The sequence below is a fragment of the Nocardioides sp. SR21 genome (genome assembly GCF_022761125.1).
GTDB lineage: Bacteria > Actinomycetota > Actinomycetes > Propionibacteriales > Nocardioidaceae > Nocardioides.
In genome coordinates this window covers 354,074-375,270 of sequence record NZ_JAKWJR010000005.1, presented here as the reverse complement: position 1 = coordinate 375,270, position 21,197 = coordinate 354,074, and the positions used below count along the sequence as shown (strand labels likewise).

Sequence of the window (21,197 nt, the reverse complement as noted above, 5' to 3'; positions counted from 1 at the left end):
ATCGCCAGCGAGACCAGGCTCGGGGCTACAGGATGTCGTGGACGAACTCACCGAGCTGGGTGAGGTTGCGGCACTCCACCATGGGCACGACGTCGCCGTACCGGCTGGCCGCGGAGTCGCCGGTGTCCCAGTGCCGGCGGTGCTCGGGGTTCAGCCACCACGCGTGCCGGGCCGAGCCGGCCAGCCGCTTCAGCACGTCGAGCTGCAGGTCCGCGTAGTTGGACCGGGCGTCACCGAGGATCAGCAGCGACGACTTCGGGCCGAGCGCGTCGGCGTACTGCTCCTCGAACTTCGTCAGCGCCCGCCCGTAGTTCGTGCGCCCCCACAGCGCCGCGTGCGCGGTGCTGGCGGCCAGGTCGGCCATCACGTCGACGGGGTCGGCGCCCGGGCGGAAGTGGTGGGTCACCTCGTGCACGTGGTCGATGAACGTGAACGCGCGCACCTTCTCGAACTGGTCGCGCAGCGCGTAGACGAGCAGCAGCGTGAACTGCGCGAAGTTCGCCACCGAGCCGCTCACGTCGCAGAGCACCACGAGCTCGGTGCGGTGCGGCCGCTTGGGCTTGTGGTGGGTGACCAGCGGGACGCCGCCGGTCGAGAGCGAGGCGCGGACGGTACGCCGGAAGTCGAGCGGGCCGCGGCGACGCGCGTGGTGCTCCTGGGTCAGCCGGGTCGCCAGCCGGCGCGCGAGCGGGTAGATCTCGCGCCGCATCTCCTCGAGGTCGGTGCGACGGGCGGCCATGAAGTCGAGCCGGTCGATGGTGGGGCGGATCGCGACGTTCGCGACGTGCTCCGGCCCCTTCTCCTCCGCGATCCGGCGCCGGGCGTCGGCCTCGACCAGCCCGGTGAGCTCCCCGACCCGGCGCCGGGCCTCGACCCGGGCGTCCTCGAGGCGGCCCTCGCCGAGCAGCGCCTGCGCGATCCGGTCGACCAGCTCCTGCGGCGAGACCCGCTGCAGCGCGGTGTACGCCGACCACGACGACAGACCCGGCCCGCGGCCGGGCATCGCGCCGAAGCGCGCCAGCATCTCCGCCGCCACGTCCAGCATCGACTGCCGGTCGCCCTCGGCCAGCGCGTCGACGACCTGGTCGCGGAACTGCGACAGCGCCTCGGCGTTGTCGGCGACCCCGCCGGGGTCGTCCTCCTGCTCGCGGGCGACCCCGTCCCCGACCATCCGCGGGAAGTAGAGGTCGAAGAGCGCGTCGAAGGTCGGCCGCTGGGACTGCTTCTTCAGCAGGGTGGCGGCGTACGCCGTCCGCACCGTCTCGCGCTGGTCCCAGCCGACCGCGGAGAGCGCGGCGACGGCGTCCAGGTCCTCGGCGAGCGACACCGACATCCCGGCGGCGCGGAGCGCCTCCAGGAAGGAGATGTGGCGGTCGACGAGTCCGGACGTCACCTGAGCCGGAGCTCCTTGATCGCCCGCTCCTGGTCGGACGCGTGCTTGAGCACGACACCGAGGGTGTCGGTGATCGCCTTCTCGTCCAGCTCACCGATCTCCAGCGCGACCAGCGTGCGCGCCCAGTCGACCGACTCGGCGATCGAGGGCGCCTTCTTGAGGTCGAGCTCGCGCAGCTGCCCGATCGCAGCGACCAGCTGGGCGGCGACGCGGTCCTCGAGGTCGGGCACCTGGGAGGTGACGATCTCCTTCTCCCGCTCGGCGTCCGGGTACTCGAGGTGGAGGTACAGGCAGCGCCGCTTGACGGCCTCCGACAGCTCGCGGGTCGCGTTCGAGGTGAGCACCACGAACGGACGGCGTACGGCGGCGATGGTGCCGAGCTCGGGGATCGTGACCTGGAAGTCCGACAGCACCTCGAGCAGCAGCCCCTCGACCTCGACATCGGTCTTGTCGACCTCGTCGATGAGCAGCACGGTCGGCTGCTCGCGGCGGATCGCGGTCAGCAGCGGCCGCGTCAGCAGGAACTCGTCGGTGAAGATGTCGTCGTGGGTCTCTGACCAGGTCTGGTCGGCCCCCTGCGACGACTGGATGCGCAGCAGCTGCTTCTTGTAGTTCCACTCGTACAGCGCGCGCGCCTCGTCCAGGCCCTCGTAGCACTGCAGCCGCACCAGCTCGGCGCCGGTCACCCTCGCGACGGCCTTGGCCAGCTCGGTCTTGCCGACGCCGGCCGGCCCCTCGACCAGCAGCGACTTCTCCAGGGCGCCCGCGAGGTACGCCGTGGTCGCGGTGGCGGGGTCGGCGAGGTAGCCCGACGTGGCCAGCCGGTCGACGGCGTCGGTGGGCGAGGAGAACCAGGGGCTCGGCTGCGGCATGCCCCCATCCTCACCCATCCCTGGATCAATGCGGCCCGTCACCTCCCGGCGGTCCTGCTCGTTGGCCCGGAGACCGCAAGGAGGACCGATGCCGCAGGGACTGCCTCGCCCCGCCCGCCTGGCGACCACCGGCGTCAAGGTCGCGGTCGCCGGGGCCGTCCTGGCACTCGGCGCGCTCGGGCCGTCGCCCGCGCCGCCCTCGGTCGACCACAGCTCCACGCGGACCTACCGGATGCTCGACGCGCACACCTGCTCGACGACCGGCTTCGATCCCGGGCAGCAGCCGCTGTCCGCCGTGGTCCGCTCTCCCGCAGGGAGGCTCCGCTTCGTCGACTTCGACACCGGCTGGCGGATCTTCACCGCGCGCGGTGCGACCACGTTGGTCGCGCTCTGCCTGGACGAGCCGCCGGCCTAGGCCCCGTGCCGACCGGCGCCGCCCGCGAACCGGGCCGCGCCCTCGATCGCGCCCGCCTCGAGCGAGACGATCCCGTGCCGCAGCTCGTTCGCCATCGCCTCGTCCTCGGAGAGGCCGGCCTGCTCGAGCACCGAGAGCCGGTCCTGGCGCAGGCACTCCTGCGGCAGCTCCGCGAGCGTGTGCGCAAGCACCAGGGCCTCGGCCCGGGCGGTGCCGACGGGGACGACGCGGTTGACCAGCCCCATCCGCTCGGCCTCCCAGGCGTCGAGCGGGCGGCCGGTGAGGATGAGATCCATCGCCCGGCTCTCGCCGATCAGCCGCGGGAGCCGGACCGTGCCGCCGTCGATGAGCGGCACGCCCCAGCGCCGGCAGAACACGCCCAGCACGGCGTCGCCGCCCGCCACCCGGAGGTCGCACCACAGCGCGAGCTCGAGGCCGCCGGCCACGGCGTACCCCTCGATCGCGGCGATCACCGGCTTGGACAGCCGCATCCGGGTCGGGCCCATCGGGCCGTCCCCTCCCTCAGTCACGTGGTTGCCGTGCTCGGTCCCGATCGCCTTGAGGTCGGCGCCCGCGCAGAACGTGCCGCCGTCGCCGTACAGGACTGCGACCCGCTGCTCCGGGTCCGCGTCGAACGCGCGGAACGCGTCCGCGAGCGCCACTGCGGTCGGCCCGTCGACGGCGTTGCGCGCCTCGGGCCGGTCGATCACGACGGTCGTGACCGGGCCGTCGACCTCGACGCGAACGCTCACGAGACCTCCTTGGCCCCGTCGCGGTGCCGCTGGGCGAGCTCCTGGTAGTACGGCGGGTTCTGCTCGACCCAGAACTCCGACGAGGTGCCCTCGATCGGCTTGGTCGGCTTCGCGGGGATGCCCGCGACGACCATCCCACCGGGGAGCTGGGTGCCCGGGGTGACGACCGACCCGGCGGCGACCAGGGTGCGCGGGCCGACGGTCGCGTGGTCGAGCAGCGTCGAGCCGTTGCCGACCAGCGCCTGCTCGCCGACCTCGGCGCAGTGCACGACGCAGCCGTGCCCGACGGTGGAGTTGCGCCCGATCACCAGGGTCTCGCCCGGCGCCGCGTGGAGGACCGAGTTGTCCTGCACGTTCGCGCCCTCGCGGACCACGATCGTGCAGATGTCGGCGCGCAGGACCGCGCCGTACCAGACGCTGGCGCCCTTCTCGACGGTCACGTCGCCGATCAGGGTAGCAGTCGGCGCGACGAACGCCTCGGGGTGGACGGAGGGCCGCTTGCCCTCGAACTCGAAGCTCGGCATGGGGTCATTCCACACCCCGGCCGAGCTCAGCGGCCGACGAGGGCGCTGCCCACGAGGATGAGGAGGAAGAGCAGCAGCGCGCAGACACCGGCACCGAACACCTTCATGGCGATGTCGAGGGTCTGCTGGTCACGCTCGTCCTGGGTGCGCACAGCGCCAACCTACGCCTGCGCGGGCGGTCGGAGCGCGGCTTCGAGGTCGGCGATCGCGGCGTCGAGCGTGGCCGTGACGCTCGCGGCGTCGGTGGCGCCGTCCAGGGCGGCCAGGCGTCCGCGAGCGGCGCGGACGGCGTCGCGCAGCGTCCGCGCCTGCGCGGCGGCGTAGTCGTTCGGCGCCGAGGCCTCGAGCGCGGTCAGGTGGTCCTCGGCGGCGCTGGCGCGGCCCTCGCCGGCGACCTCCCAGCCGCCGGTGACCCGGTCGGGCGAGTCGGCCTTCAGCCGGAGCTCCGGCAGGTGGGTCCGGGCCAGCCAGACCAGGTCCGCCTCGGCGGCACCCAGGTCGTCACGCCACCGGTTGCGGCGCTTCGTCCACAGGTACAGCGGGATCCCGATCGCGGCGGCGAGCAGCACCAGGCCGAACAGCCAGTACACCCAGGCCGGCGCCGGGTCCTCCTCCACGTCGCTCGACGTCTCGTCCGCCTCGGGCTCCTCGGACGGGCTCGGCGACTCCGAGGGCGTCGGTGTCGCGGTCTCCGAGGGTGTCTCGGTGGGGGGCTCCGTGGGGGTCCCCGTGGGGGTCTCCGTGGGCGTCTCCGACGGGGTCGGCGACTCCGTGACGGTCACGGTCTCGGTGGGCGTCCTCGTCGGCCTCGGGGTCGGCGTCGGGGTCGGGGACTCCGACGGCGTCTCGGAGGGTGTCTCGGAGGGCGCCTCCGACGGGGTCTCGCTCGGCGGCGGGGTCTCGCTCGGGGTCTCGGACGGCGACTCGGACGGCGTGCGGGTCGGCAGCGACGGGAGCGACGGCGTGCGCGTGGGCGAGAAGGTGACCGACCCGGTGGGCGTCGGCAACGAGATCTCCCCGTCACTGCCGCAGGCGGTGAGCGGGGCGGCGAGGAGCGCCAGGACGGCCAACGACGCGAGCGATCTCCGCGATCCGGTCACGCCGAGCCACGCTAGTCCTCGCAACGGGTGGCGTCAGTCCCCCGTTTCGGGCGACCCGGACATGGAAGAACCCCCGGGAGCTCGGCTCTCCGGGGGTTCTCATGGCGGTGGCGGTGGGATTTGAACCCACGGTGGGTTTGACCCCACACAACATTTCGAGTGTTGCACCTTCGGCCGCTCGGACACGCCACCGCGGGAGAGATTACCGGAGGCCCTCGGCGGTCGAGAAATCGGTCAGGGGGTCCAGCCCGGGTCGCGCCCGGTGGCGCCGGCCAACCGGTCCAGGGCCGGCGCGTCGGCGGGTACGGCGACCGGCGCGCCGAACGGACCGTCCGTGACGCCTTCGGGCACCTCGAAGCTCTGCGCGAACCCCAGCGAGGCGAGCACGACCCCCTCGTCGGGCGCGTAGTCCTGGCCGGTCGCCCGCGCGAGGTCCCAGCCGTGCACCACGACCTCGTCCAGCGCGACCAGCGCCGCGACCTCGCCCGGCATCTCGATCGGGCCGGCCATCGTCATCCCGGCGTACGCCGCCGGGTTTCGCCAGGCGGCCGCGAGCGCGTCCAGGTCGGCGGCGATCCGGCCCCGCCAGCCGTCGTCCAGGCTCGCGCCGTCCGCCTGCGGCTGCGCGCCCCCGGGCGGCGTGTCCTTGGTGGCCGCGTCGCGGAACGCGATCGCCAGTCCGCCGAGGTGGTCGAGCAGGTCGCCGACCGTGTAGTCCGGGCACGGGGTCGGCGCACCCAGCTGGTCGTCGCGGACACCGCGCACGAGGTGGGCGACCGCGCTCGTGGCGGGGCCGAAGTCGATGGTCTCCATGCCAGGACGACCCGCCGCGGCGCGAAAACTCATCGGATTCGTTGACATGACAACATCCACCGCGTTGACGTGACAACGAGGCGCCCTAGGATGGGCCCGTGCAGCAGCTGACCGACGACGAGCGGGCCCTCTGGGACGCCTGGCAGGCCGCCTCGGAAGCGTTGTCGCAGGTCAGCGCGGAGGTCACCGAGGCGACCGGCCTCTCCGATCCGGACTTCACGGTGTTGACACGTCTACATGATGCCGACGGTGGCGTGCTCCGCCAGAGCGAGCTCTGCGCGCTCACCGGCTGGCACCGCAGCCGGTTGTCACATCACCTGCGCCGGATGGCCGAGCGCGGCCTGGTGGCCCGCTCGGAGGTGCCGGGAGGCGCGGAGGTACGCCTGACGACCATGGGCCGCGCCGCCACCGTCCGGGCACGGCCCGTCCACGCCGACGCCGTACGCCGGCACCTGGTGCAGGCACTGCCCGCCCGCGACCGCCGGCGCCTGCAGGAGCTGCTCGGCCGGCTCGTCTAGAGCGCCGGGACCGTCAGCACCGACGGGTGGTCGGGGCCGGTGAAGATCTTGAGCACCGTCAGCGCGCGCGGCAGGTCGGTGGCGTTCGGCAGCAGGTGCGGGACGTCGAACGCCTGGATCGCGACACGGAGCCGGTGCCCCGGCGCGATCCGGGCCGCGGTCGGGAAGACCTCGACGTCGATCGGGGCGATCTCCCCGGCGCCGAGCGGCTTCTTCGCCGCCCGCGTGAACGGGTGGTACGGCTGCACGATCTTGCCGTCGAGGAACCGGGTGCGGCCCTTGTCGAGCGCGCGGTGCGAGATCACCTGCCAGCCGCCGGTGAGCCGGGTGACGGTGCCATCGGGTGCGACGTCGGACACCGACACCGAGAGCATGCCGTCGCCGCTGGGCGAGGAGGTGTAGAGCCGGGCGTTGATCGGCCCGCGCAGTCGCAGCGGCTCGGTCAGGGGATCGGTCTGGAAGACCACCCCGGTCTTGTCGTTGGGCCCGTTGTCGGTCCAGCACGGCAGGTCGGCGAGCAGCGCCTGCGGCACGCCGGCGGTCCACTGGCTGGCGGACCGGGTGCACAGCCCGGAGACCGGGACCGGCGGGACGTACGCGCGACCGTCGACGGTCCTGCCCCGCGTCAGCAGGCCGATCCCGCCGCCCGCGGCCGCCGAGCCGGTGAGCCGGAACTGCTCGGCGTGCTGGTCGCCCATCCAGCGCTTCGCCTGGGTCCAGTCGCCGCTGCCCTGCTCGTAGTACGTGAGCGGCGCGATGTCGGCGTCCAGCGTCGGGTCGGGCACGCCGCGCACGTAGCGGTCGAACCACCGCAGCTGGAGCTCGCCGAGGCTGCCGTAGCCCGCCTGGTCAATGTCGGCGGCCGAGGACCCCTCGAGGTGGTTCCACGGGCCGATGATCATCTTCACCGGAACGCCGCGGCTCTGGAGGTTCTCGAACAGCAGCGGCGTACCGCGCTGGAAGATGTCGAACTCCCCGCCCACCAGGAACGTCGGCACCTGCACCCGGTTGATCACCCGCTCCGGGGAGCGGTCGCGGTAGAACTCGCCGTCGTAGGCCGCATCCCCGCCGGTCACCGCCTCGAGCATCAGCGGGACCGTGAACGTCGCCGCCGCGGTCAGGTGGTCGAGCAGCGCGCCGAAGCCGGACTCCGGGTCGGTGGCGGTCACGGCCGGCGGGATGATCCCGGTGCCGGTGACCAGCCCGAGCCAGAGCGGGATGAAGCCGACGTCGATCGCGCCGCCGGACGCGACCACGTCGCGGTAGACGTCGTACGCCGGGACCTGCGGGAAGATCGCCCTCAGCCCCGCCGGCCGGGCGCCGGCCGCGAAGATCTGGCTGATCCCGAGGTACGACGGCCCGCTCATGCCGATCCGGCCGTTGCTCCACGGGCGCTGGCGCGAGTGCGCCCACTCGACGATCTCGCCGGCGTCCTGGTCCTCACGCTTGTCGAACGCCGCCCAGGTGCCTTCGGAGCTGCCGGTGCCACGCGCGTCGACGGTGAGCTGCGCGTAGCCGCGCTGCACGAGGTAGCTGGGGTTGCCGCCGGTCAGGCCGCCGCTCAGGCCGCCCGACGACTTGTTGTACGCCGTGATCGTGACGATCACCGGGAAGCGCTTGTCGATCGCGTGGCCGTCGGCATCCGCGGGCAGCTCGAGGTCGCCGCGGAGCACCGTGCCGTCCGACATCGGGATCGCGAGGTCGGTCTGCTTCACCGTGTTCGGGTACGTCGCCGGACGCGGCTCCCAGCCCGTCCGCGCCTGCGGCACCGCCCCGTGGGCGGGGCCTGAGGAGGCCAGCGCCGGGAGCGGGCTCACGAGGAGACCTGCGACGAACGCGGCGGCGAGACGAGTCAGGATCCGGTGGCTCATGCCGGACCAACGAGAAGTTGTAACGGCGGGTTACGTGCAGGCCAGGCGCGTTGTTTGCTGGCGTGCTGGTCGGGCACGGTTGGTGCATGAGGACATCGCGCAGCGTCGGCCGGGCCCTGTCGGTGTTCACCCTGGTGGCGACGGCCGCGGTCGCGACCGCCGGGTGGGCCGCGCCGGTGGATCCGGTTCCGGTCAAGGACGATCCGGCGGTCATCGAGCGCGCTCCCGCCACGAACGGTGCGTGGTTCGGCTGGGCGCGAGTCACCGGGAGCGAGCCCGAGCGCTCGAACTTCTACGTCCAGCGCGGAGCCGGACCCCGGGTCAAGGTGAACGCGCCCCGGACCCAGGGCCTGAGCGGCGGCATCGTCGGGCGCAGCGCCTTCTACGTCCAGCAGCTGCGCGACAACCATCCGCGGATCAACCGCTTCGACCTCGGAACGGGGAAGCGCTCGGCACTGCCGAAGAAGGTGAACCACCGCCTCGACTACCGCGTGCGCGGGTCGCTGAGCGTGAGCGGGCCGTGGCTGCTCTACAACGGCACCAAGCTCCGCGGGCAGTTCGGCTACCCGTACCACACGGTCGTCCTCTACAACCGGGTCACCCACAAGCTCCGGACGCTCGCCTCCGCGTCGAGCGACTGGTACGACGCCTATGCCGGCCAGGTCAACGGCAGGTACGCGACCTACCTGTGGGAATACCTGGACGACACCGGGACGACGAGCCTCAACCTCTACGACATCGAGACCAAGCAGTCGGTCGAGCTCTACAACGAGGACGGGTGGCGCCAGTGGGTCCCGGCGGTGAGCTCGGACGGGACGATGTACTACTTCCGGTGGCAGCAGGGGTGCCCATCCCCGTGCACCCGTGAGCTGGTGCGGCTGCCGATCGGCGGGACCCCCGAGGTCGTCGCGACCCTGACCACCGGCGGCTCCCCCTTGGTCCCCTACGTCGAGGACCGGCCGGACGGCAACAAGGTCGTCTACTTCACCTGGAACGACGACCTCTACCAGGTCGTGGACGAGCCGCAGGGCTGACCGCGGGGGCTAGTCGTAGATGACGGCCTCGCCCCGCTGCCGCAGCGCATCGAGGCCGTCGCGCATCGCCTGGATCTTCTCCGGCGCGTGCCCGACCCAGTCCTCGACCTCGCCGACCACCCGCAACGGCTCGCGGCTGCGGAACGACCGGGTCGGGTTGCCGGGCAGCTTCTTGTCCGTGACGTTGGGGTCGTCCTCGAACTCACCGGTCGGCTCGACGAGGTAGATCCGCCCGCGCCCCTCCCCCAGGGCGAACTCCGCGCCCCACGTCGCGGCGTCCAGGGTCGCGGTGAAGTAGATGTAGTTCATCATCCGGCCGGCCTCGAAGTTCGACTCCCGACCCGCCACCAGCAGGTCGCCCGTCCTCAGGTCGGCCTTGGTCCCGTGGAGGTACACGCCGTCCTGGTAGACCTCGAACGGCACCGGCTCAGTCATGTGCCGACCGTAGCCGCCCCTACAGCGGACGCGGCGCCATCCGCACCAGCTGCGTGACGTGCTCGGGGTTGAGCTCGTCGAGCGACGCGACGCCCAGCAGCCGCATGGTGCGGGTGATCTGGCCGGTGAGGATCTCGATCATCCGGTCGACGCCCGGGCGGCCGCCGGCCATCAGCCCGTAGAGGTACGCGCGCCCGACCAGCGTGAACGCCGCGCCGTGCGCGACCGCGGCCACGATGTCCTGGCCCGACATGATCCCGGTGTCCAGGTGCACCTCGACGTCCTTCCCGACCGCCTGCACGACCTGCGGCAGCAGGTGGAACGGCACGGGGGCGCGGTCGAGCTGCCGGCCGCCGTGGTTCGACAGCAGCACGGCGTCCACGCCCGCGTCGGCGAGCCGGCGGGCGTCGTCGACGGTCTGCACGCCCTTCACGACGACCTTGCCGGGCCACTGCTCCTTGATCCAGGCGAGGTCGGCGTACGTCACCGTCGGGTCGAACATCGTGTCGAGCAGGTCCGCGACGGTCCCGGACCACGCGTCGAGCGAGGCGAAGGCCAGCGGCTCGGTGGTGAGGAAGTTCCACCACCACTCCGGCCGCGGGATCGCGTTCACGACGGTCTTCGGGGTCAGGGTGGGCGGGATCGTCATGCCGTTGCGCACGTCGCGCAGCCGCGCTCCCGCGACCGGCACGTCGACGGTCACCAGCAGCGTGTCGTACCCGGCCTTCGCGGCGCGGTCGACCAGCGCCATCGACCGGTCGCGGTCCTTCCACATGTACAGCTGGAACCAGTGCCGCCCGCCCGGCGCCGCGGCCGCGACGTCCTCGATCGAGGTGGTGCCCATCGTGGACAGCGAGAACGGGATCCCGGCCGCCTTCGCGGCCTGCGCGCCGGCGATCTCGCCCTCGGCGTGCATCATCCGGGTGAAGCCCGTGGGCGCGATGCCGAACGGCCACGCCACCGACTCGCCGAGCACCACCCGCGACGTGTCCACCTTCGACACGTCGCGCAGGATCGCGGGGTTGAACTGCACGTCGCCGAACGCCTCGCGCGCCCGGCCCAACGACACCTCACCGTCGGCGGCGCCGTCGGTGTAGTCGAAGGCGGCCTTGGGCGTACGCCGCTTCGCGATGGCCCGCAGGTCGTCGACGGTGAGCGCCGCGTCGAGTCGCCGCTTGCGCGCCGACATCGTCGGCTTCTTGAACTTCAGCAGAGGCCGCAGGTCACGGGGCTTGGGCGCTTGCCGCTTCATCGTCCGACTCCATCATCTCTGGCGTTCAGGCGCGACTCCGCCGCGTCCCAGTCGAGCCCCGGTCGGGGCTCGTAGCGGCGTACGTCGTGAGTACGCCGGATCAGCGCGCGCATGGCGGCGAGGTCGTGCAGGCCCGCCCCGAGGGCGCGGGCCTGCACGAGTCCGTTGCCGAGCGCGGCCGCCTCGGCCGGCCCGGCGAGCACGGGGACGCCGAGGGCGTCGGCCGTGAGCTGGCAGAGCAGCGCGTTCTGCGAGCCGCCGCCCACCAGGTGCACGACGTCGACGCCCCGCCCCGCGAGCGAGGCGGCGGTGCGGACGTTGCGCCGGTACGCGAGCACCAGGCTGTCCACGATGCACCGCGTGATCGAGATCGGGGTGCGCGGGATCGGCTCGCCGGCCTCCTGCGCGAGCTGCTGGATCCGCGCCGGCATGTCACCGGGAGCGAGCAGCCGCGGGTCGTCGATGTCGATGACCGTGCGCAGCGGCGGGGCCTCGGTCGCGCCAGCCAGCAGGCCGGGCAGCGTCACGTCGCGCAGCCGCTTGTCGGCCCACGTGCGCAGCGACTCCGACAGCACCCAGAGCCCCATCACGTTCTTGAGGAACCGGACGGTGCCGTCGACGCCGCCCTCGTTGGTGAAGTTCGCGAGCCGCGCGTCCTCGGTCAGCACCGGCGCCTCGAGCTCGAGCCCGACCAGCGACCACGTGCCCGAGGAGATGTACGCGAACGACTCCTCCTCGGCCGGCACCGCGACCACGGCGGACGCCGTGTCGTGGGACCCGACCGCGATGACGGGTACGCCGGCGACGCCGACGTACTCCGCCACCTCGGCCAGCACCGGGCCCACCACAGACCCGGGTTCGCGCAGCGCCGGCAGGATCGCGCCGGGCAGTCCGAGCCGCTTGGTCAGGTCGAGTGACCAGTCGCGCGCGCGAACGTCGTACAGACCGGTGGTCGAGGCGTTGGTGCGCTCGGCACCCACCTCTCCGGTCAGCCAGTAGGTCAGCAGGTCCGGGAGCAGCAGCATCCGGTCGACGCCGTCGAACGACGCCTCGGACGCGAGCTGGTAGATCGTGTTGAACTGCAGCTGCTGCAGCCCGGTGACGTCGTACAGCTCCGCATCCGAGACGGTGCGCCGCACCCGCGCCGGCACTCCCTCGGTGCGCGGGTCCCGGTGGCTGCGGGGGTTGCCGAGGAGTCCGCCGCGCGCGTCGAGCAGGCCGTAGTCGATCGCCCACGAGTCGATGCCGATGCCGTCGAGCGGCCCGGTGCGGGCGACCTCCCGGACCCCGGCGAGCAGCTCGCGGTGGATCCCGAGCACGTCCCAGAACAGGCCGCCCTGCACGGGCACGGCGCCGTTCGGGAACCGGTGCAGCTCCTCGAGGTGCAGCGTCCGCGCGCCGACCCGGCAGGCCATGACGCGGCCGCTGGTCGCGCCGAGGTCGACCGCTGCGACGCGGATCGGCTCACTCATCGCATCCACCCGTAGGTCGAGCAGCGAGCGCTGGCGAGCGTCGTCGAGATCCCCGCAGCCAGGGCAGCGCGTCGGCTGCGGGGGTCTCGACAAGCTCGACCAACGTGGGGCTCACTCATCGCATCCACCCGTAGGTCGAGCAGCGAGCCCTGGCGAGCGTCGTCGAGACCCCCGCAGGCACGGCAGCGCGTCGGCTGCGGAGGTCTCGACAAGCTCGACCGACGTCGGGATCGTCATCGCAGGAAGGCCGCCGCAACACCGGCGTCGACGGGGATGTGCAGACCGGTGGTGTGGCTGAGCTCGGCCGAGCAGAGGACGAAGACGGCGTTCGCGATGTTCTCCGGCAGCACCTCGCGCTTGAGGATCGTGCGCTGCGCGTAGAACTTGCCGAGGTCCTTCTCCTTCACGCCGTACACCGCGGCCCGGTTGGCGCCCCAGCCGCTGGAGAAGATCCCCGAGCCCTGGACGACGCCGTCGGGGTTCACGCCGTTGACCTTGATGCCGTGCTCACCGAGCTCGGCCGCGAGCAGCCGGACCTGGTGCGCCTGGTCGGCCTTCGCGGCGCCGTACGCGACGTTGTTCGGGCCGGCGAAGATCGAGTTCTTCGACGAGATGTAGACGATGTCGCCGCCCATCCGCTGGTCGATCATCGCGCGCGCCGCCGCCTGGGCGACGAGGAACGAGCCCTTGGCCATCACGTCGTGCTGGAGGTCCCAGTCCCGCTCCGTGGTGTCGAGCAGCGAGCGCGACAGCGACAGGCCGGCGTTGTTGACCACGAGGTCGACGCCACCGAACGCGAGCACGGTCTCGTCGACCATCGCCTGCACGGCGGCGGCGTCGGAGACGTCCACCTGCACCCCGACGGCGACGTCCGCGGAGCCGATCTCGGCCGCGGCGGACTGCGCCTTCTCGAGCGACAGGTCGGCGATCACGACGCAGGCGCCCTCGGCCGCGAGCTTCTGCGCGGTCGCGAGGCCGATGCCCGACGCGGCACCGGTGACCAGCGCGACGCGGGTGGCGAGCGGCTTCGGCTTCGGCATCCGTTGGAGCTTGGCCTCCTCGAGCGCCCAGTACTCGATGCGGAACTTCTCCGCCTCGTCGATCGGGGCGTACGTCGAGAGCCCCTCGGCACCGCGCATCACGTTGATCGCGTTGACGTAGAACTCGCCGGCCACGCGGGCGGTCTGCTTGTTCGCGCCGTACGAGAACATGCCCACGCCGGGCACCAGGATGATCAGCGGGTCGGCGCCGCGCATGGCGGGCGAGCCCTTCACCTTGTTGCGGTCGTAGTAGCCGGCGTAGTCGGCGCGGTAGGCCTCGTGCAGCTCGGCGACGCGGGCCTTGACCTTCTCCAGCGGGGTGTCGGCCGGGAGGTCGACGACCATCGGCTTCACCTTGGTGCGCAGGAAGTGGTCCGGGCACGACGTGCCGAGCTCGGCCAGGCGCTGGTGGTTGCGGCTGGCGAGGAAGTCGAGCACGACCTTGTCGTCGGTGAAGTGGCCGACCATCGGACGGTCCTGTGACGCCACGCCGCGCAGGGTGGGGGCCAGCTCGGCGGCGCGGGCGCGGCGCTTGGCGGGACTCAGCGGCTCGAACTTCTTCACGCGCGGGCCGAACGGGTCCTTCTTGGAGTTCGCCTTGATGTACTTCTCGGCGGTGCGGATGATCCAGAGCGAGTTCTTCTCGCACTTCTCGCTGGTGTCGCCCCAGGCGGTGATGCCGTGGCCACCGAGGATGCAGCCGATCGCCTTCGGGTTCTGCTCCTTGATCGCCGCGATGTCGAGGCCGAGCTGGAAGCCGGGGCGGCGCCACGGCACCCACACGACCTTGTCGCCGAAGATCTTCTGGGTCAGCGCCTCACCGTCGGCGGCCGTCGCGATCGCGATGCCGCTGTCGGGGTGCAGGTGGTCGACGTGGGCCGAGTCGACGAGGCCGTGCATCGCGGTGTCGATCGACGGCGCGGCACCGCCCTTGCCGTGCAGGCAGTAGTCGAACGCCGCGACCATCTCGTCCTCGCGGTCGATGCCCGGGTAGACGTCGACCAGCGCGCGCATCCGGTCCAGGCGGAGCACGGCCAGGCCGGACTCCTGCAGGGTGCCGAGGTCGCCCCCGGAGCCCTTGACCCAGACGAGCTCGACCGGCTCACCGGTGACCGGGTCGGTCTCGGTGCCCTTCGCGGAGGTGTTGCCCCCGGCGTAGTTGGTGTTCTTCGGGTCCGCGCCCAGCCGGTTCGACCGGGCGATCAGCTCCTGAGCTGCGTTCTTGGCGGGCGTGCTCATCGGTTCAGTTCCATCCTGCCTGCGTACCGCCCACGCGGTCCGCCTCGATCTGCTCCTGGTAGCCGCTCTCGAGGTAGGCCCGCATCGGGTTCGCGGGCAGGCCCCGGCCCTCGCGCCAGGCGGCGAGGTCGGCTCGTACGTCGGTGTAGAAGGCGTCCATGAAGATCTCGTTGGCGAGCAGCACGTCGCCGCTCTCCTGGGCCCCGGTCAGCGCGTCACGGTCGACGAGCAGCGCGCGCGCCGTCATCTCCTGCACGTTGAGGACCGACCGGATCTGGCCGGGGATCTTCTTCTCGATGTTGTGGCACTGGTCGAGCATGTAGGCCACGTCGCTGTCGGGACCGAACGCGCCGCCCCGGATGCACTCGAACATGATCCGGAAGAGCTGGTACGGGTCTGCCGACCCGACGATGAGGTCGTCGTCGGCGTAGAAGCGGCTGTTGAAGTCGAACGAGCCGAGCTTCCCGAGCCGGATCAGCTGGGCGACGATGAACTCGATGTTCGTGCCCGGGGCATGGTGGCCGGTGTCGAGGCAGACCATCGCGCGCTCGCCGAGGGCGGCCACGTGGGCGTACGACGTGCCCCAGTCCGGGACGTCGGTGTGGTAGAACGCCGGCTCGAAGAACTTGTACTCGAGCACCAGCCGCTGCTCGTCCGACAGCCGGTCGTAGATCGTGCGCAGGCTCTCCGCGAGGCGGTCCTGCCGGCCGCGGATGTCGCCCTGGCCCGGGTAGTTGGTGCCCTCGGCCAGCCAGATCTTCAGGTCACGCGAGCCGGTCGCGTTCATGACCTCGATGCACTCGAAGTGGTGGTCGATCGCCTTCTGGCGGATCGTCTTGTCGGTGTGCGTCAGGGCGCCGAGCTTGAAGTCGTCGTCCTGGAACGTGTTGGAGTTGATGGTGCCCAGCCGGATGCCGAGGTCCTCGGCGTAGCGGCGCAGCGCGGCGTAGTCGTCGACCAGGTCCCACGGGATGTGCAGGGCCACCGACGGCGCGAGCCCGGTGAAGCGGTGCACGGTCGCGGCGTCGGCGACCTTCTCCTCCACGGTGCGCGGGGTTCCCGGCGTACCGAAGACCTTGAACCGGGTGCCGGAGTTGCCGTAGGCCCACGAGGGGACCTCGATGGCCTGGCCCTCCAGCAGCGGGGCGATCTCGCTGAACGTGCTCATGTCAGTTCACTTCTCTGTCGGTGCCGATGAGCTGGTCCTCCAGGTGGAAGACCTCCTCCAGGACCAGGAACCCCTCGTCGGGGGCCCGGCCGTCGAGCTCCTCGAAGAACTCCCCCATCTCGGCCTGCCACCGGTCGTTCACGTCGGTGGCGGCCATCCCGGCCTGGGCGGCCGCGACGGAGTCGGGGGTCTCGAAGTAGCCGATGAGGAGACCGTCCTCGCGCAGGAACAGCGAGTAGTTGTGCCAACCCGTCTCGTGGAGCGCCCGGAGCATGTCCGGCCAGACCGCCGCGTGCCGCTCCTTGTACTCAGCGATCCGGTCGGGCTTGACCTGGAGCTGGAAGCAGACGCGCGGCATCGATCCGGCCTTCCGGTGTGGGGACGGGTGGGTTGAGAAATCGTTGGTCGAGCTGGTCGAGACCTCATTCGCTGGTCGAGCTTGTCGAGACCCCCGCACCCGGTAGGTGCGTTGGCTGCGGGGGTCTCGATACGCCGGTCGCGAGCTCGCAAGCTCACTCGCGCGACCACTCGACCTGGCGCCCGCCCATCTCCCGGAGCTAGCTCCGGGAGAGGGGCGCTCAGAAGTCGAAGTCGTCGATGTTGTCGGCGTTGAACACGAACGGCTCACCGAGGAGCACGACGCCGTCGGCGCCGACGGTGAACTCGCCGAGGTCGCCGGCCTCGAAGGTGTCGCCCTCCTCGCCGGAGATGTCGCCGTCGACCAGCGCCTGCGCGGCGAAGGCGGCCAGGTAGCCGAGGTCGCCCGGGTTCCAGAGGGCGAACGCCTCGACGGTGCCGTCCTTGACGTAGTCACGCATCTGGTTCGGGGTGCCGAGACCGGTCAGCGCGACGTTGCCCTTGTACTCCGAGGTCGACAGGTAGCGAGCGGCGGCCGCGATGCCGACGGTGGTCGGCGAGATGATGCCCTTGAGGTTCGGGTGCGACTGCAGCAGCGCGGCGGTCTTGTCGAACGACGTCTGGTCGTCGTCGTCGCCGTACACCGTGTCGACGAGCTCGATGTCGGGGTGGTTGGCCTCGAGCTCGGTCTCCATCATCTCGATCCAGGCGTTCTGGTTCGTCGCGTTGGCCGCGGCCGACAGGATGGCGATCTCGCCGGCGTCACCGATCTGCTCGGCGATCAGGTCGACCTGCGACTTGGCGATGCCCTCGGCGGTGGCCTGGTTGATGTAGAGGTCGCGGCACTCCGGGTTGGTGTCGGAGTCGAAGGTGACGACCTTGACGCCGGCCGAGCTGGCCTCGTCGAGGGCGTCGCAGAGCGCCTCCGGGTCGTTGGCCGAGACGATGAGCGCGTCGACGCCCTGCTGGGCGGCGGTGTTGATGAACGGGACCTGGGCGTCGGGGGACGCGGCGTCCGGGCCGACCTCGTCGATGGACCCGCCGAACTCGTCGGCGGCCTTCTCGGCGCCGGCCGTGCTCGTGTCGAAGTACGGGTTGCCGAGGTTCTTCGGCAGCATGGTGATCGCGGCTGCGCCGCCACCACCGTCGCCGCTGTCGCTGCCGCCTTCGGAGTCGCTGCCGCACGCGGTCAGCGCCATGCTGGCGGCGAGCGCCAGCGCGGCGAGGGCGGAGAGGCGCCCGTTCCGGATCTTCATGGTGCTCACCTTTCGTTGGTGCTATCAGTGGCCGCGGCCGCCTGTCGGCGCTGACCGGTTTCCGAGCTGTGGGACACGCGTCGGCGGGCCAGCTGGCCCTGGACCCACGCGAGGAGGCTGGTCGACATCACCGAGAGCACCAGCAGCGTGCCGATGACGATGTTGATGACGTTGACCGTGTAGCTCTCCAGCCGCATCGCGCTGGAGATGACGCCGATGAGGACGGCGCCGGCGAGGACGCCGTGCAGGGCACCGCGTCCGCCGAAGATGGAGACGCCGCCGAGCAGCACGGCCGCGATGACCTGGAGCTCGAGGCCGGTGGCGTTGTCGCCGCGGGCGCTGCCGAAGCGCAGCGTGTAGTAGATGCCGGCGAACGCCGAGACCGCACCGGCCATCACGAACAGCCAGAACTTCGTGCGCTCCACGTCGACGCCGCTGAAGTGCGCGGCCTCGTCGTTGAGCCCGATCTCGTACACGCCGCGGCCGAACGGCGAGAAGTGCAGCAGCGCCACGAACACGATCGCGAGGACGAGGAACGGGACCAGGATCATCGGGTACGACGAGCCCTCGGTGATCCGCTCCTTGGCCAGGTCGGTCCACTTCTCGGGGAAGTCGGTCACCGCCTTGGTGCCGAGCAGGCCGACCGCGATGCCGCGGTAGAGGGCGAGGGTGCCGATGGTGACGGCCAGCGACGGGAGACCGACGTACGCCACCAGGAAGCCGTTGAAGGCTCCGCACACCGCGCCGACCAGGATCGCGACCGCGCCGGCGACCGGGATCGACATCCCGGCGTCCTGGTGCAGGACGCCCACGAGGACGCTGCTCAGGCCGACCACGCTCGCGACCGACAGGTCGATCTCGCCGGTGATGATGATCATCGTCATCGGCAGCGCGATCAGCAGGATCGGCGCGATGTCGAGGAACAGGTAGTACATCGTCAACGGGCTGTCGAAGTTCGGCACGTTGGCGTTGGAGTAGAAGAGCACGGCGATCAGCAGCGCGATCACCGCGAACTCGCGGGTGAACAGCGCGCGGCGCCACAGCGGGCGGGAGTACGCCGGGTAGGTGCGCGAGGCGCTCCGGTCCAGGGTCGCGGAGGTCATGACTTCCTCATCTCGTCGCGGGCGGCCACGAGCCGGCGTTCCTCCCGGGCCGAGAAGACCCGGTCGAGGACGATCGCGGCGATGATCAGCGCGCCGACCACGGCCCGCTGCCAGAAGTCGGAGATGCCGACCACGGGGAGCGCGCGGTTGATCGTGACCAGCAGGAAGGCGCCGATCGCGGCGCCCCAGACGGTGCCGCTGCCACCGAAGATCGCGACGCCGCCGATGACCGCGGCGCCGACGGCCTGCAGCTCCATGCCGTAGCCGGCCCCGGAGCTCACGGTGCCGTACCGCGCGGCGTACACGACGCCGGCCAGGCCGGCGAGGGCGCCGCACAGGACGAACGCGCTCAGCACCCGCGTCCTCGTCGGGAGGCCGTAGAGCACCGCGGCGTCCGGGTCCGACCCGATCGCGTAGAGCTCGCGGCCGCCGCGGGCGGTGTAGAGGTAGTAGCCCACCGCGGCGAGCACGACGAAGCCGATGATCGTCAGCACCGGGATGGTCAGGATCGTCTTGGTGCCGAGGGCGAGGAAGTCGCTCGGCATGTCGCCGGCGTTGATCCGGTCGCTGCCGGCCCAGCTCAGGAAGATGCCGCGGTAGATGTAGAGCGTGCCGAGGGTGATCACCAGCGCCGGCACCTTGCCGAACGCGACCAGGGCGCCGTTGACCAGACCGAGCAGCGCGCCCATCGCCGTGCCCGCCAGGAAGACGACCCAGATCGGGAGGCCCGGGTGGTCCACGAAGAGCTTCCCGGTGAAGTACGCCGTGAGCCCGAGGATCGAGCCGACCGACAGGTCCACGTTGCGGGTGATGATCACGACCGTCTGGCCGACCGCGAGCAGGAGCAGCAGGGACGGCGAGAGCAGCAGGTCGCGCCAGCCGTCGCTGCTGAACAGGAAGTTGGGGTTCTTGATCGTGGTCAGCACCACGACCAGCACGAGCACGGCTCCCACCGCGATCTCGCGGGAGCGGAGCAGGCCGCCGACGACGCGCTGGGTCGGCGACACGGCGCTGGGCTCGACGAGGAGGGTGTCACTCATGCTGTGGCCTCCTGGTGGAGCTCGCCGGTGTGGGTGACGTTCGCGGTGGCGGCGTGCATGACGCGCTCAGGAGTGGCCTCGTCGCGGGAGAGCTCCGCGGTGATCCGGCCCTCGCAGACGACCAGCACGCGGTCGGCCATGCCGAGCACCTCGGGGAGCTCGGAGGAGATCATCAGGATCGCCAGGCCCTGACCGGCGAGGTCCGACAGCAGCCGGTGCACCTCGGCCTTGGTGCCGACGTCGATGCCGCGGGTGGGCTCGTCGATGATCAGCAGCCTCGGCTCGGTCGCCAGCCACTTGGCCAGCACCACCTTCTGCTGGTTGCCGCCGCTCATGGTCGCGGCGGTCATGTCGAGGGCGCTGGTCTTCACCTCGAGCCGCCCCGCCCAGGGGCCGGCGGCGCGGTTCTCGTCGCGGTTGGTGAGCAGGCCGGCGTGGGTGAGGCCGCGGCGGATCACCGCGGCGACGTTGCGCGCGACCGACGCGTCGGTGACCAGGCCCTGCTTGCGGCGGTCCTCGGGGACGAACGCGATGCCGGCGCGGATCGCCGCGCGGGGCTTGTGGGCGGCGACCGACTTCCCGGACATCCGGACCGAGCCGGTGTCGTACGTGTCGACGCCGAAGACGGCGCGCGCGATCTCACTGCGTCCGGCACCGACGAGGCCGGCCAGGCCGACGATCTCGCCGGACCGGACGGTGAACGACACGTCGTGGAACGTGCCGAGCGAGCTCAGGCCATCGACCTCCAGGACGACGTCGCCGATCTCGGCGGTGGTCTTGGGGAACAGCTCGGCGACCTCGCGGCCGACCATGCGGGACACGATCCGGTCGACGGAGGTGTCGGCGATCGCGTCGGTGGAGACGTAGTCACCGTCGCGCATCACGGTGACGGTGTCGCAGAGCTCGAAGACCTCGTCGAAGCGGTGGGAGATGAACACCAGCGCGCGGCCCTCGTCGCGGAGGCTGCGGGCCACCGCGAACAGCCGCTCGACCTCGACGCCGGAGAGCGCCGCCGTCGGCTCGTCCATGATCAGCACGCTCGCGTCGAGCGAGATGGCCTTGGCGATCTCGATGATCTGCTGGTCGGCGATCGACAGGCCCTTCGCCGGGCGGCGCGGGTCGATGGCGACACCGAGGCGGTTGAACAGCTGCTCGGCCTCGGCGTACATCGCCGCGCGGTCGATGCGGCGGCCGCGGCCCAGCGGCTGGCGGCCCATGAAGATGTTCTCGGTGACCGAGAGGTCCGGGAACAGCGTCGGCTCCTGGTAGATGACCGCGACGCCCGCGGCCTTGGACTCGGCGGTCGAGCCGAAGTCGACGTCGGTGCCGTGCAGCTGGAAGGTGCCGGCATCGCGGCGGTGCACGCCGGCCACGATCTTCACCAGCGTCGACTTGCCGGCGCCGTTCTCGCCCACGAGGGCGTGGATCGAGCCGGGCTCGACCTCGAGGCTTCCGGAGCGGAGTGCGACGACGGCGCCGAACGACTTGGCCACGTCGCGCAGCACGAGCGCGGGGCTGTCGGTCATCGGGTCTCCTGGAGGTG

At 71.5% G+C, this 21,197-nt stretch carries 21 protein-coding genes and 1 tRNA gene; 3 read left to right on the top strand and 19 right to left on the bottom strand.

Annotated elements, in window-relative coordinates; genetic code table 11:
* Nucleotides 1-25 precede the first annotated feature (25 nt).
* Nucleotides 26-1,393, bottom strand: coding sequence for a VWA domain-containing protein (locus MJ604_RS12120; protein ID WP_243058634.1), 1,368 nt, complete (start codon nt 1,391-1,393; stop codon nt 26-28).
* Nucleotides 1,390-2,265 carry a MoxR family ATPase gene (locus tag MJ604_RS12115; protein WP_243058633.1) on the bottom strand — a complete coding sequence of 292 codons (876 nt, stop codon included), beginning with the start codon at nt 2,263-2,265 and terminating at the stop codon, nt 1,390-1,392. Before MJ604_RS12115 ends, MJ604_RS12120 begins: the two co-directional genes overlap by 4 nt.
* Before the next feature lie 88 nt (nt 2,266-2,353).
* Between MJ604_RS12115 and MJ604_RS12110 the strand changes: the two genes are divergently transcribed.
* Complete coding sequence (locus tag MJ604_RS12110; protein ID WP_243058632.1) at nt 2,354-2,680, top strand: hypothetical protein; 327 nt, start codon at nt 2,354-2,356, stop codon at nt 2,678-2,680.
* On the opposite strand, the gene MJ604_RS12105 is transcribed toward MJ604_RS12110, so the two are convergent.
* The 6 genes from MJ604_RS12105 to MJ604_RS12085 form a co-directional block, all read right to left on the bottom strand.
* Nucleotides 2,677-3,432: a crotonase/enoyl-CoA hydratase family protein gene (locus tag MJ604_RS12105; RefSeq protein ID WP_243058630.1), complete on the bottom strand. Its 756-nt coding sequence runs from the start codon at nt 3,430-3,432 to the stop codon at nt 2,677-2,679. The genes MJ604_RS12110 and MJ604_RS12105 overlap by 4 nt on opposite strands.
* On the bottom strand, nt 3,429-3,956 hold the full coding sequence (locus tag MJ604_RS12100) for a gamma carbonic anhydrase family protein (protein WP_243058629.1): 528 nt from the start codon (nt 3,954-3,956) through the stop codon (nt 3,429-3,431). Before MJ604_RS12100 ends, MJ604_RS12105 begins: the two co-directional genes overlap by 4 nt.
* Before the next feature lie 26 nt (nt 3,957-3,982).
* Nucleotides 3,983-4,108 (bottom strand): hypothetical protein, encoded by a 126-nt coding sequence (locus tag MJ604_RS23880; protein WP_279235792.1) that lies wholly within the window; start codon nt 4,106-4,108, stop codon nt 3,983-3,985.
* Between the two features lie 9 nt (nt 4,109-4,117).
* On the bottom strand, nt 4,118-5,056 hold the full coding sequence (locus MJ604_RS12095) for a hypothetical protein (RefSeq protein WP_243058627.1): 939 nt from the start codon (nt 5,054-5,056) through the stop codon (nt 4,118-4,120).
* Nucleotides 5,057-5,158: 102 nt separating this feature from the next.
* A tRNA-Ser gene (locus tag MJ604_RS12090) sits at nt 5,159-5,248 on the bottom strand.
* Between the two features lie 42 nt (nt 5,249-5,290).
* A complete protein-coding gene (locus tag MJ604_RS12085; RefSeq protein ID WP_243058626.1) occupies nt 5,291-5,869 on the bottom strand; it encodes a TIGR03086 family metal-binding protein in 579 nt (192 codons plus the stop codon).
* Nucleotides 5,870-5,967: 98 nt separating this feature from the next.
* Between MJ604_RS12085 and MJ604_RS12080 the strand changes: the two genes are divergently transcribed.
* Nucleotides 5,968-6,387 (top strand): MarR family winged helix-turn-helix transcriptional regulator, encoded by a 420-nt coding sequence (locus tag MJ604_RS12080; RefSeq protein ID WP_243058625.1) that lies wholly within the window; start codon nt 5,968-5,970, stop codon nt 6,385-6,387.
* Here MJ604_RS12080 and MJ604_RS12075 read toward each other — a convergent pair.
* Complete coding sequence (locus tag MJ604_RS12075; RefSeq protein WP_243058622.1) at nt 6,384-8,258, bottom strand: CocE/NonD family hydrolase; 1,875 nt, start codon at nt 8,256-8,258, stop codon at nt 6,384-6,386. The two genes, MJ604_RS12080 and MJ604_RS12075, sit on opposite strands and share 4 nt — an antisense overlap.
* A gap of 86 nt (nt 8,259-8,344) precedes the next feature.
* Here MJ604_RS12075 and MJ604_RS12070 point away from each other — a divergent pair, with 86 nt between their 5' ends.
* Nucleotides 8,345-9,292 carry a hypothetical protein gene (locus tag MJ604_RS12070; protein ID WP_243058620.1) on the top strand — a complete coding sequence of 316 codons (948 nt, stop codon included), beginning with the start codon at nt 8,345-8,347 and terminating at the stop codon, nt 9,290-9,292.
* A 9-nt stretch (nt 9,293-9,301) separates the two neighbouring features.
* On the opposite strand, the gene arr is transcribed toward MJ604_RS12070, so the two are convergent.
* From arr to MJ604_RS12020, 10 genes are all read right to left on the bottom strand, one after another.
* Nucleotides 9,302-9,727: an NAD(+)--rifampin ADP-ribosyltransferase gene (gene arr / locus MJ604_RS12065; protein WP_243058618.1), complete on the bottom strand. Its 426-nt coding sequence runs from the start codon at nt 9,725-9,727 to the stop codon at nt 9,302-9,304.
* A 19-nt stretch (nt 9,728-9,746) separates the two neighbouring features.
* Entirely contained in the window at nt 9,747-10,979 is a 1,233-nt protein-coding gene (locus MJ604_RS12060; RefSeq protein ID WP_243058617.1) for an alpha-hydroxy acid oxidase, read from the bottom strand.
* Entirely contained in the window at nt 10,976-12,451 is a 1,476-nt protein-coding gene (locus tag MJ604_RS12055) for a rhamnulokinase family protein (RefSeq protein WP_243058615.1), read from the bottom strand. The genes MJ604_RS12060 and MJ604_RS12055 overlap by 4 nt, the downstream gene beginning before the upstream one ends.
* A gap of 233 nt (nt 12,452-12,684) precedes the next feature.
* Nucleotides 12,685-14,730, bottom strand: coding sequence for a bifunctional aldolase/short-chain dehydrogenase (locus MJ604_RS12050; protein WP_243058610.1), 2,046 nt, complete (start codon nt 14,728-14,730; stop codon nt 12,685-12,687).
* A 4-nt stretch (nt 14,731-14,734) separates the two neighbouring features.
* A complete protein-coding gene (gene rhaI, locus MJ604_RS12045) occupies nt 14,735-15,898 on the bottom strand; it encodes an L-rhamnose isomerase (protein WP_243058608.1) in 1,164 nt (387 codons plus the stop codon).
* 1 nt (nt 15,899) lies between these two features.
* On the bottom strand, nt 15,900-16,256 hold the full coding sequence (locus tag MJ604_RS12040; protein ID WP_243058606.1) for an L-rhamnose mutarotase: 357 nt from the start codon (nt 16,254-16,256) through the stop codon (nt 15,900-15,902).
* Nucleotides 16,257-16,476: 220 nt separating this feature from the next.
* Complete coding sequence (gene rhaS / locus MJ604_RS12035; protein WP_243058605.1) at nt 16,477-17,511, bottom strand: rhamnose ABC transporter substrate-binding protein; 1,035 nt, start codon at nt 17,509-17,511, stop codon at nt 16,477-16,479.
* A 5-nt stretch (nt 17,512-17,516) separates the two neighbouring features.
* Entirely contained in the window at nt 17,517-18,614 is a 1,098-nt protein-coding gene (locus tag MJ604_RS12030; protein ID WP_243058604.1) for an ABC transporter permease, read from the bottom strand.
* Nucleotides 18,611-19,654 (bottom strand): ABC transporter permease, encoded by a 1,044-nt coding sequence (locus tag MJ604_RS12025; protein WP_243058603.1) that lies wholly within the window; start codon nt 19,652-19,654, stop codon nt 18,611-18,613. Before MJ604_RS12025 ends, MJ604_RS12030 begins: the two co-directional genes overlap by 4 nt.
* Complete coding sequence (locus MJ604_RS12020; protein WP_243058602.1) at nt 19,651-21,180, bottom strand: sugar ABC transporter ATP-binding protein; 1,530 nt, start codon at nt 21,178-21,180, stop codon at nt 19,651-19,653. The genes MJ604_RS12025 and MJ604_RS12020 overlap by 4 nt, the downstream gene beginning before the upstream one ends.
* Nucleotides 21,181-21,197 lie beyond the last annotated feature (17 nt).

Bases quoted from the DNA above. Each gene is read 5' to 3' on its own strand.
- arr (WP_243058618.1), bottom strand. From the start codon at position 9,727: ATGACTGAGCCGGTGCCGTTCGAGGTCTACCAGGACGGCGTGTACCTC.
- MJ604_RS12050 (WP_243058610.1), bottom strand. From the start codon at position 14,730: ATGAGCACGCCCGCCAAGAACGCAGCTCAGGAGCTGATCGCCCGGTCG.
- MJ604_RS12060 (WP_243058617.1), bottom strand. From the start codon at position 10,979: ATGAAGCGGCAAGCGCCCAAGCCCCGTGACCTGCGGCCTCTGCTGAAG.
- MJ604_RS12110 (WP_243058632.1), top strand. From the start codon at position 2,354: ATGCCGCAGGGACTGCCTCGCCCCGCCCGCCTGGCGACCACCGGCGTC.
- MJ604_RS12030 (WP_243058604.1), bottom strand. From the start codon at position 18,614: ATGACCTCCGCGACCCTGGACCGGAGCGCCTCGCGCACCTACCCGGCG.
- MJ604_RS12025 (WP_243058603.1), bottom strand. From the start codon at position 19,654: ATGAGTGACACCCTCCTCGTCGAGCCCAGCGCCGTGTCGCCGACCCAG.
- MJ604_RS12100 (WP_243058629.1), bottom strand. From the start codon at position 3,956: ATGCCGAGCTTCGAGTTCGAGGGCAAGCGGCCCTCCGTCCACCCCGAG.
- MJ604_RS12075 (WP_243058622.1), bottom strand. From the start codon at position 8,258: ATGAGCCACCGGATCCTGACTCGTCTCGCCGCCGCGTTCGTCGCAGGT.
- MJ604_RS12040 (WP_243058606.1), bottom strand. From the start codon at position 16,256: ATGCCGCGCGTCTGCTTCCAGCTCCAGGTCAAGCCCGACCGGATCGCT.
- MJ604_RS12020 (WP_243058602.1), bottom strand. From the start codon at position 21,180: ATGACCGACAGCCCCGCGCTCGTGCTGCGCGACGTGGCCAAGTCGTTC.
- MJ604_RS12070 (WP_243058620.1), top strand. From the start codon at position 8,345: ATGAGGACATCGCGCAGCGTCGGCCGGGCCCTGTCGGTGTTCACCCTG.
- MJ604_RS12115 (WP_243058633.1), bottom strand. From the start codon at position 2,265: ATGCCGCAGCCGAGCCCCTGGTTCTCCTCGCCCACCGACGCCGTCGAC.
- rhaS (WP_243058605.1), bottom strand. From the start codon at position 17,511: ATGAAGATCCGGAACGGGCGCCTCTCCGCCCTCGCCGCGCTGGCGCTC.
- MJ604_RS12085 (WP_243058626.1), bottom strand. From the start codon at position 5,869: ATGGAGACCATCGACTTCGGCCCCGCCACGAGCGCGGTCGCCCACCTC.
- rhaI (WP_243058608.1), bottom strand. From the start codon at position 15,898: ATGAGCACGTTCAGCGAGATCGCCCCGCTGCTGGAGGGCCAGGCCATC.
- MJ604_RS12055 (WP_243058615.1), bottom strand. From the start codon at position 12,451: ATGAGTGAGCCGATCCGCGTCGCAGCGGTCGACCTCGGCGCGACCAGC.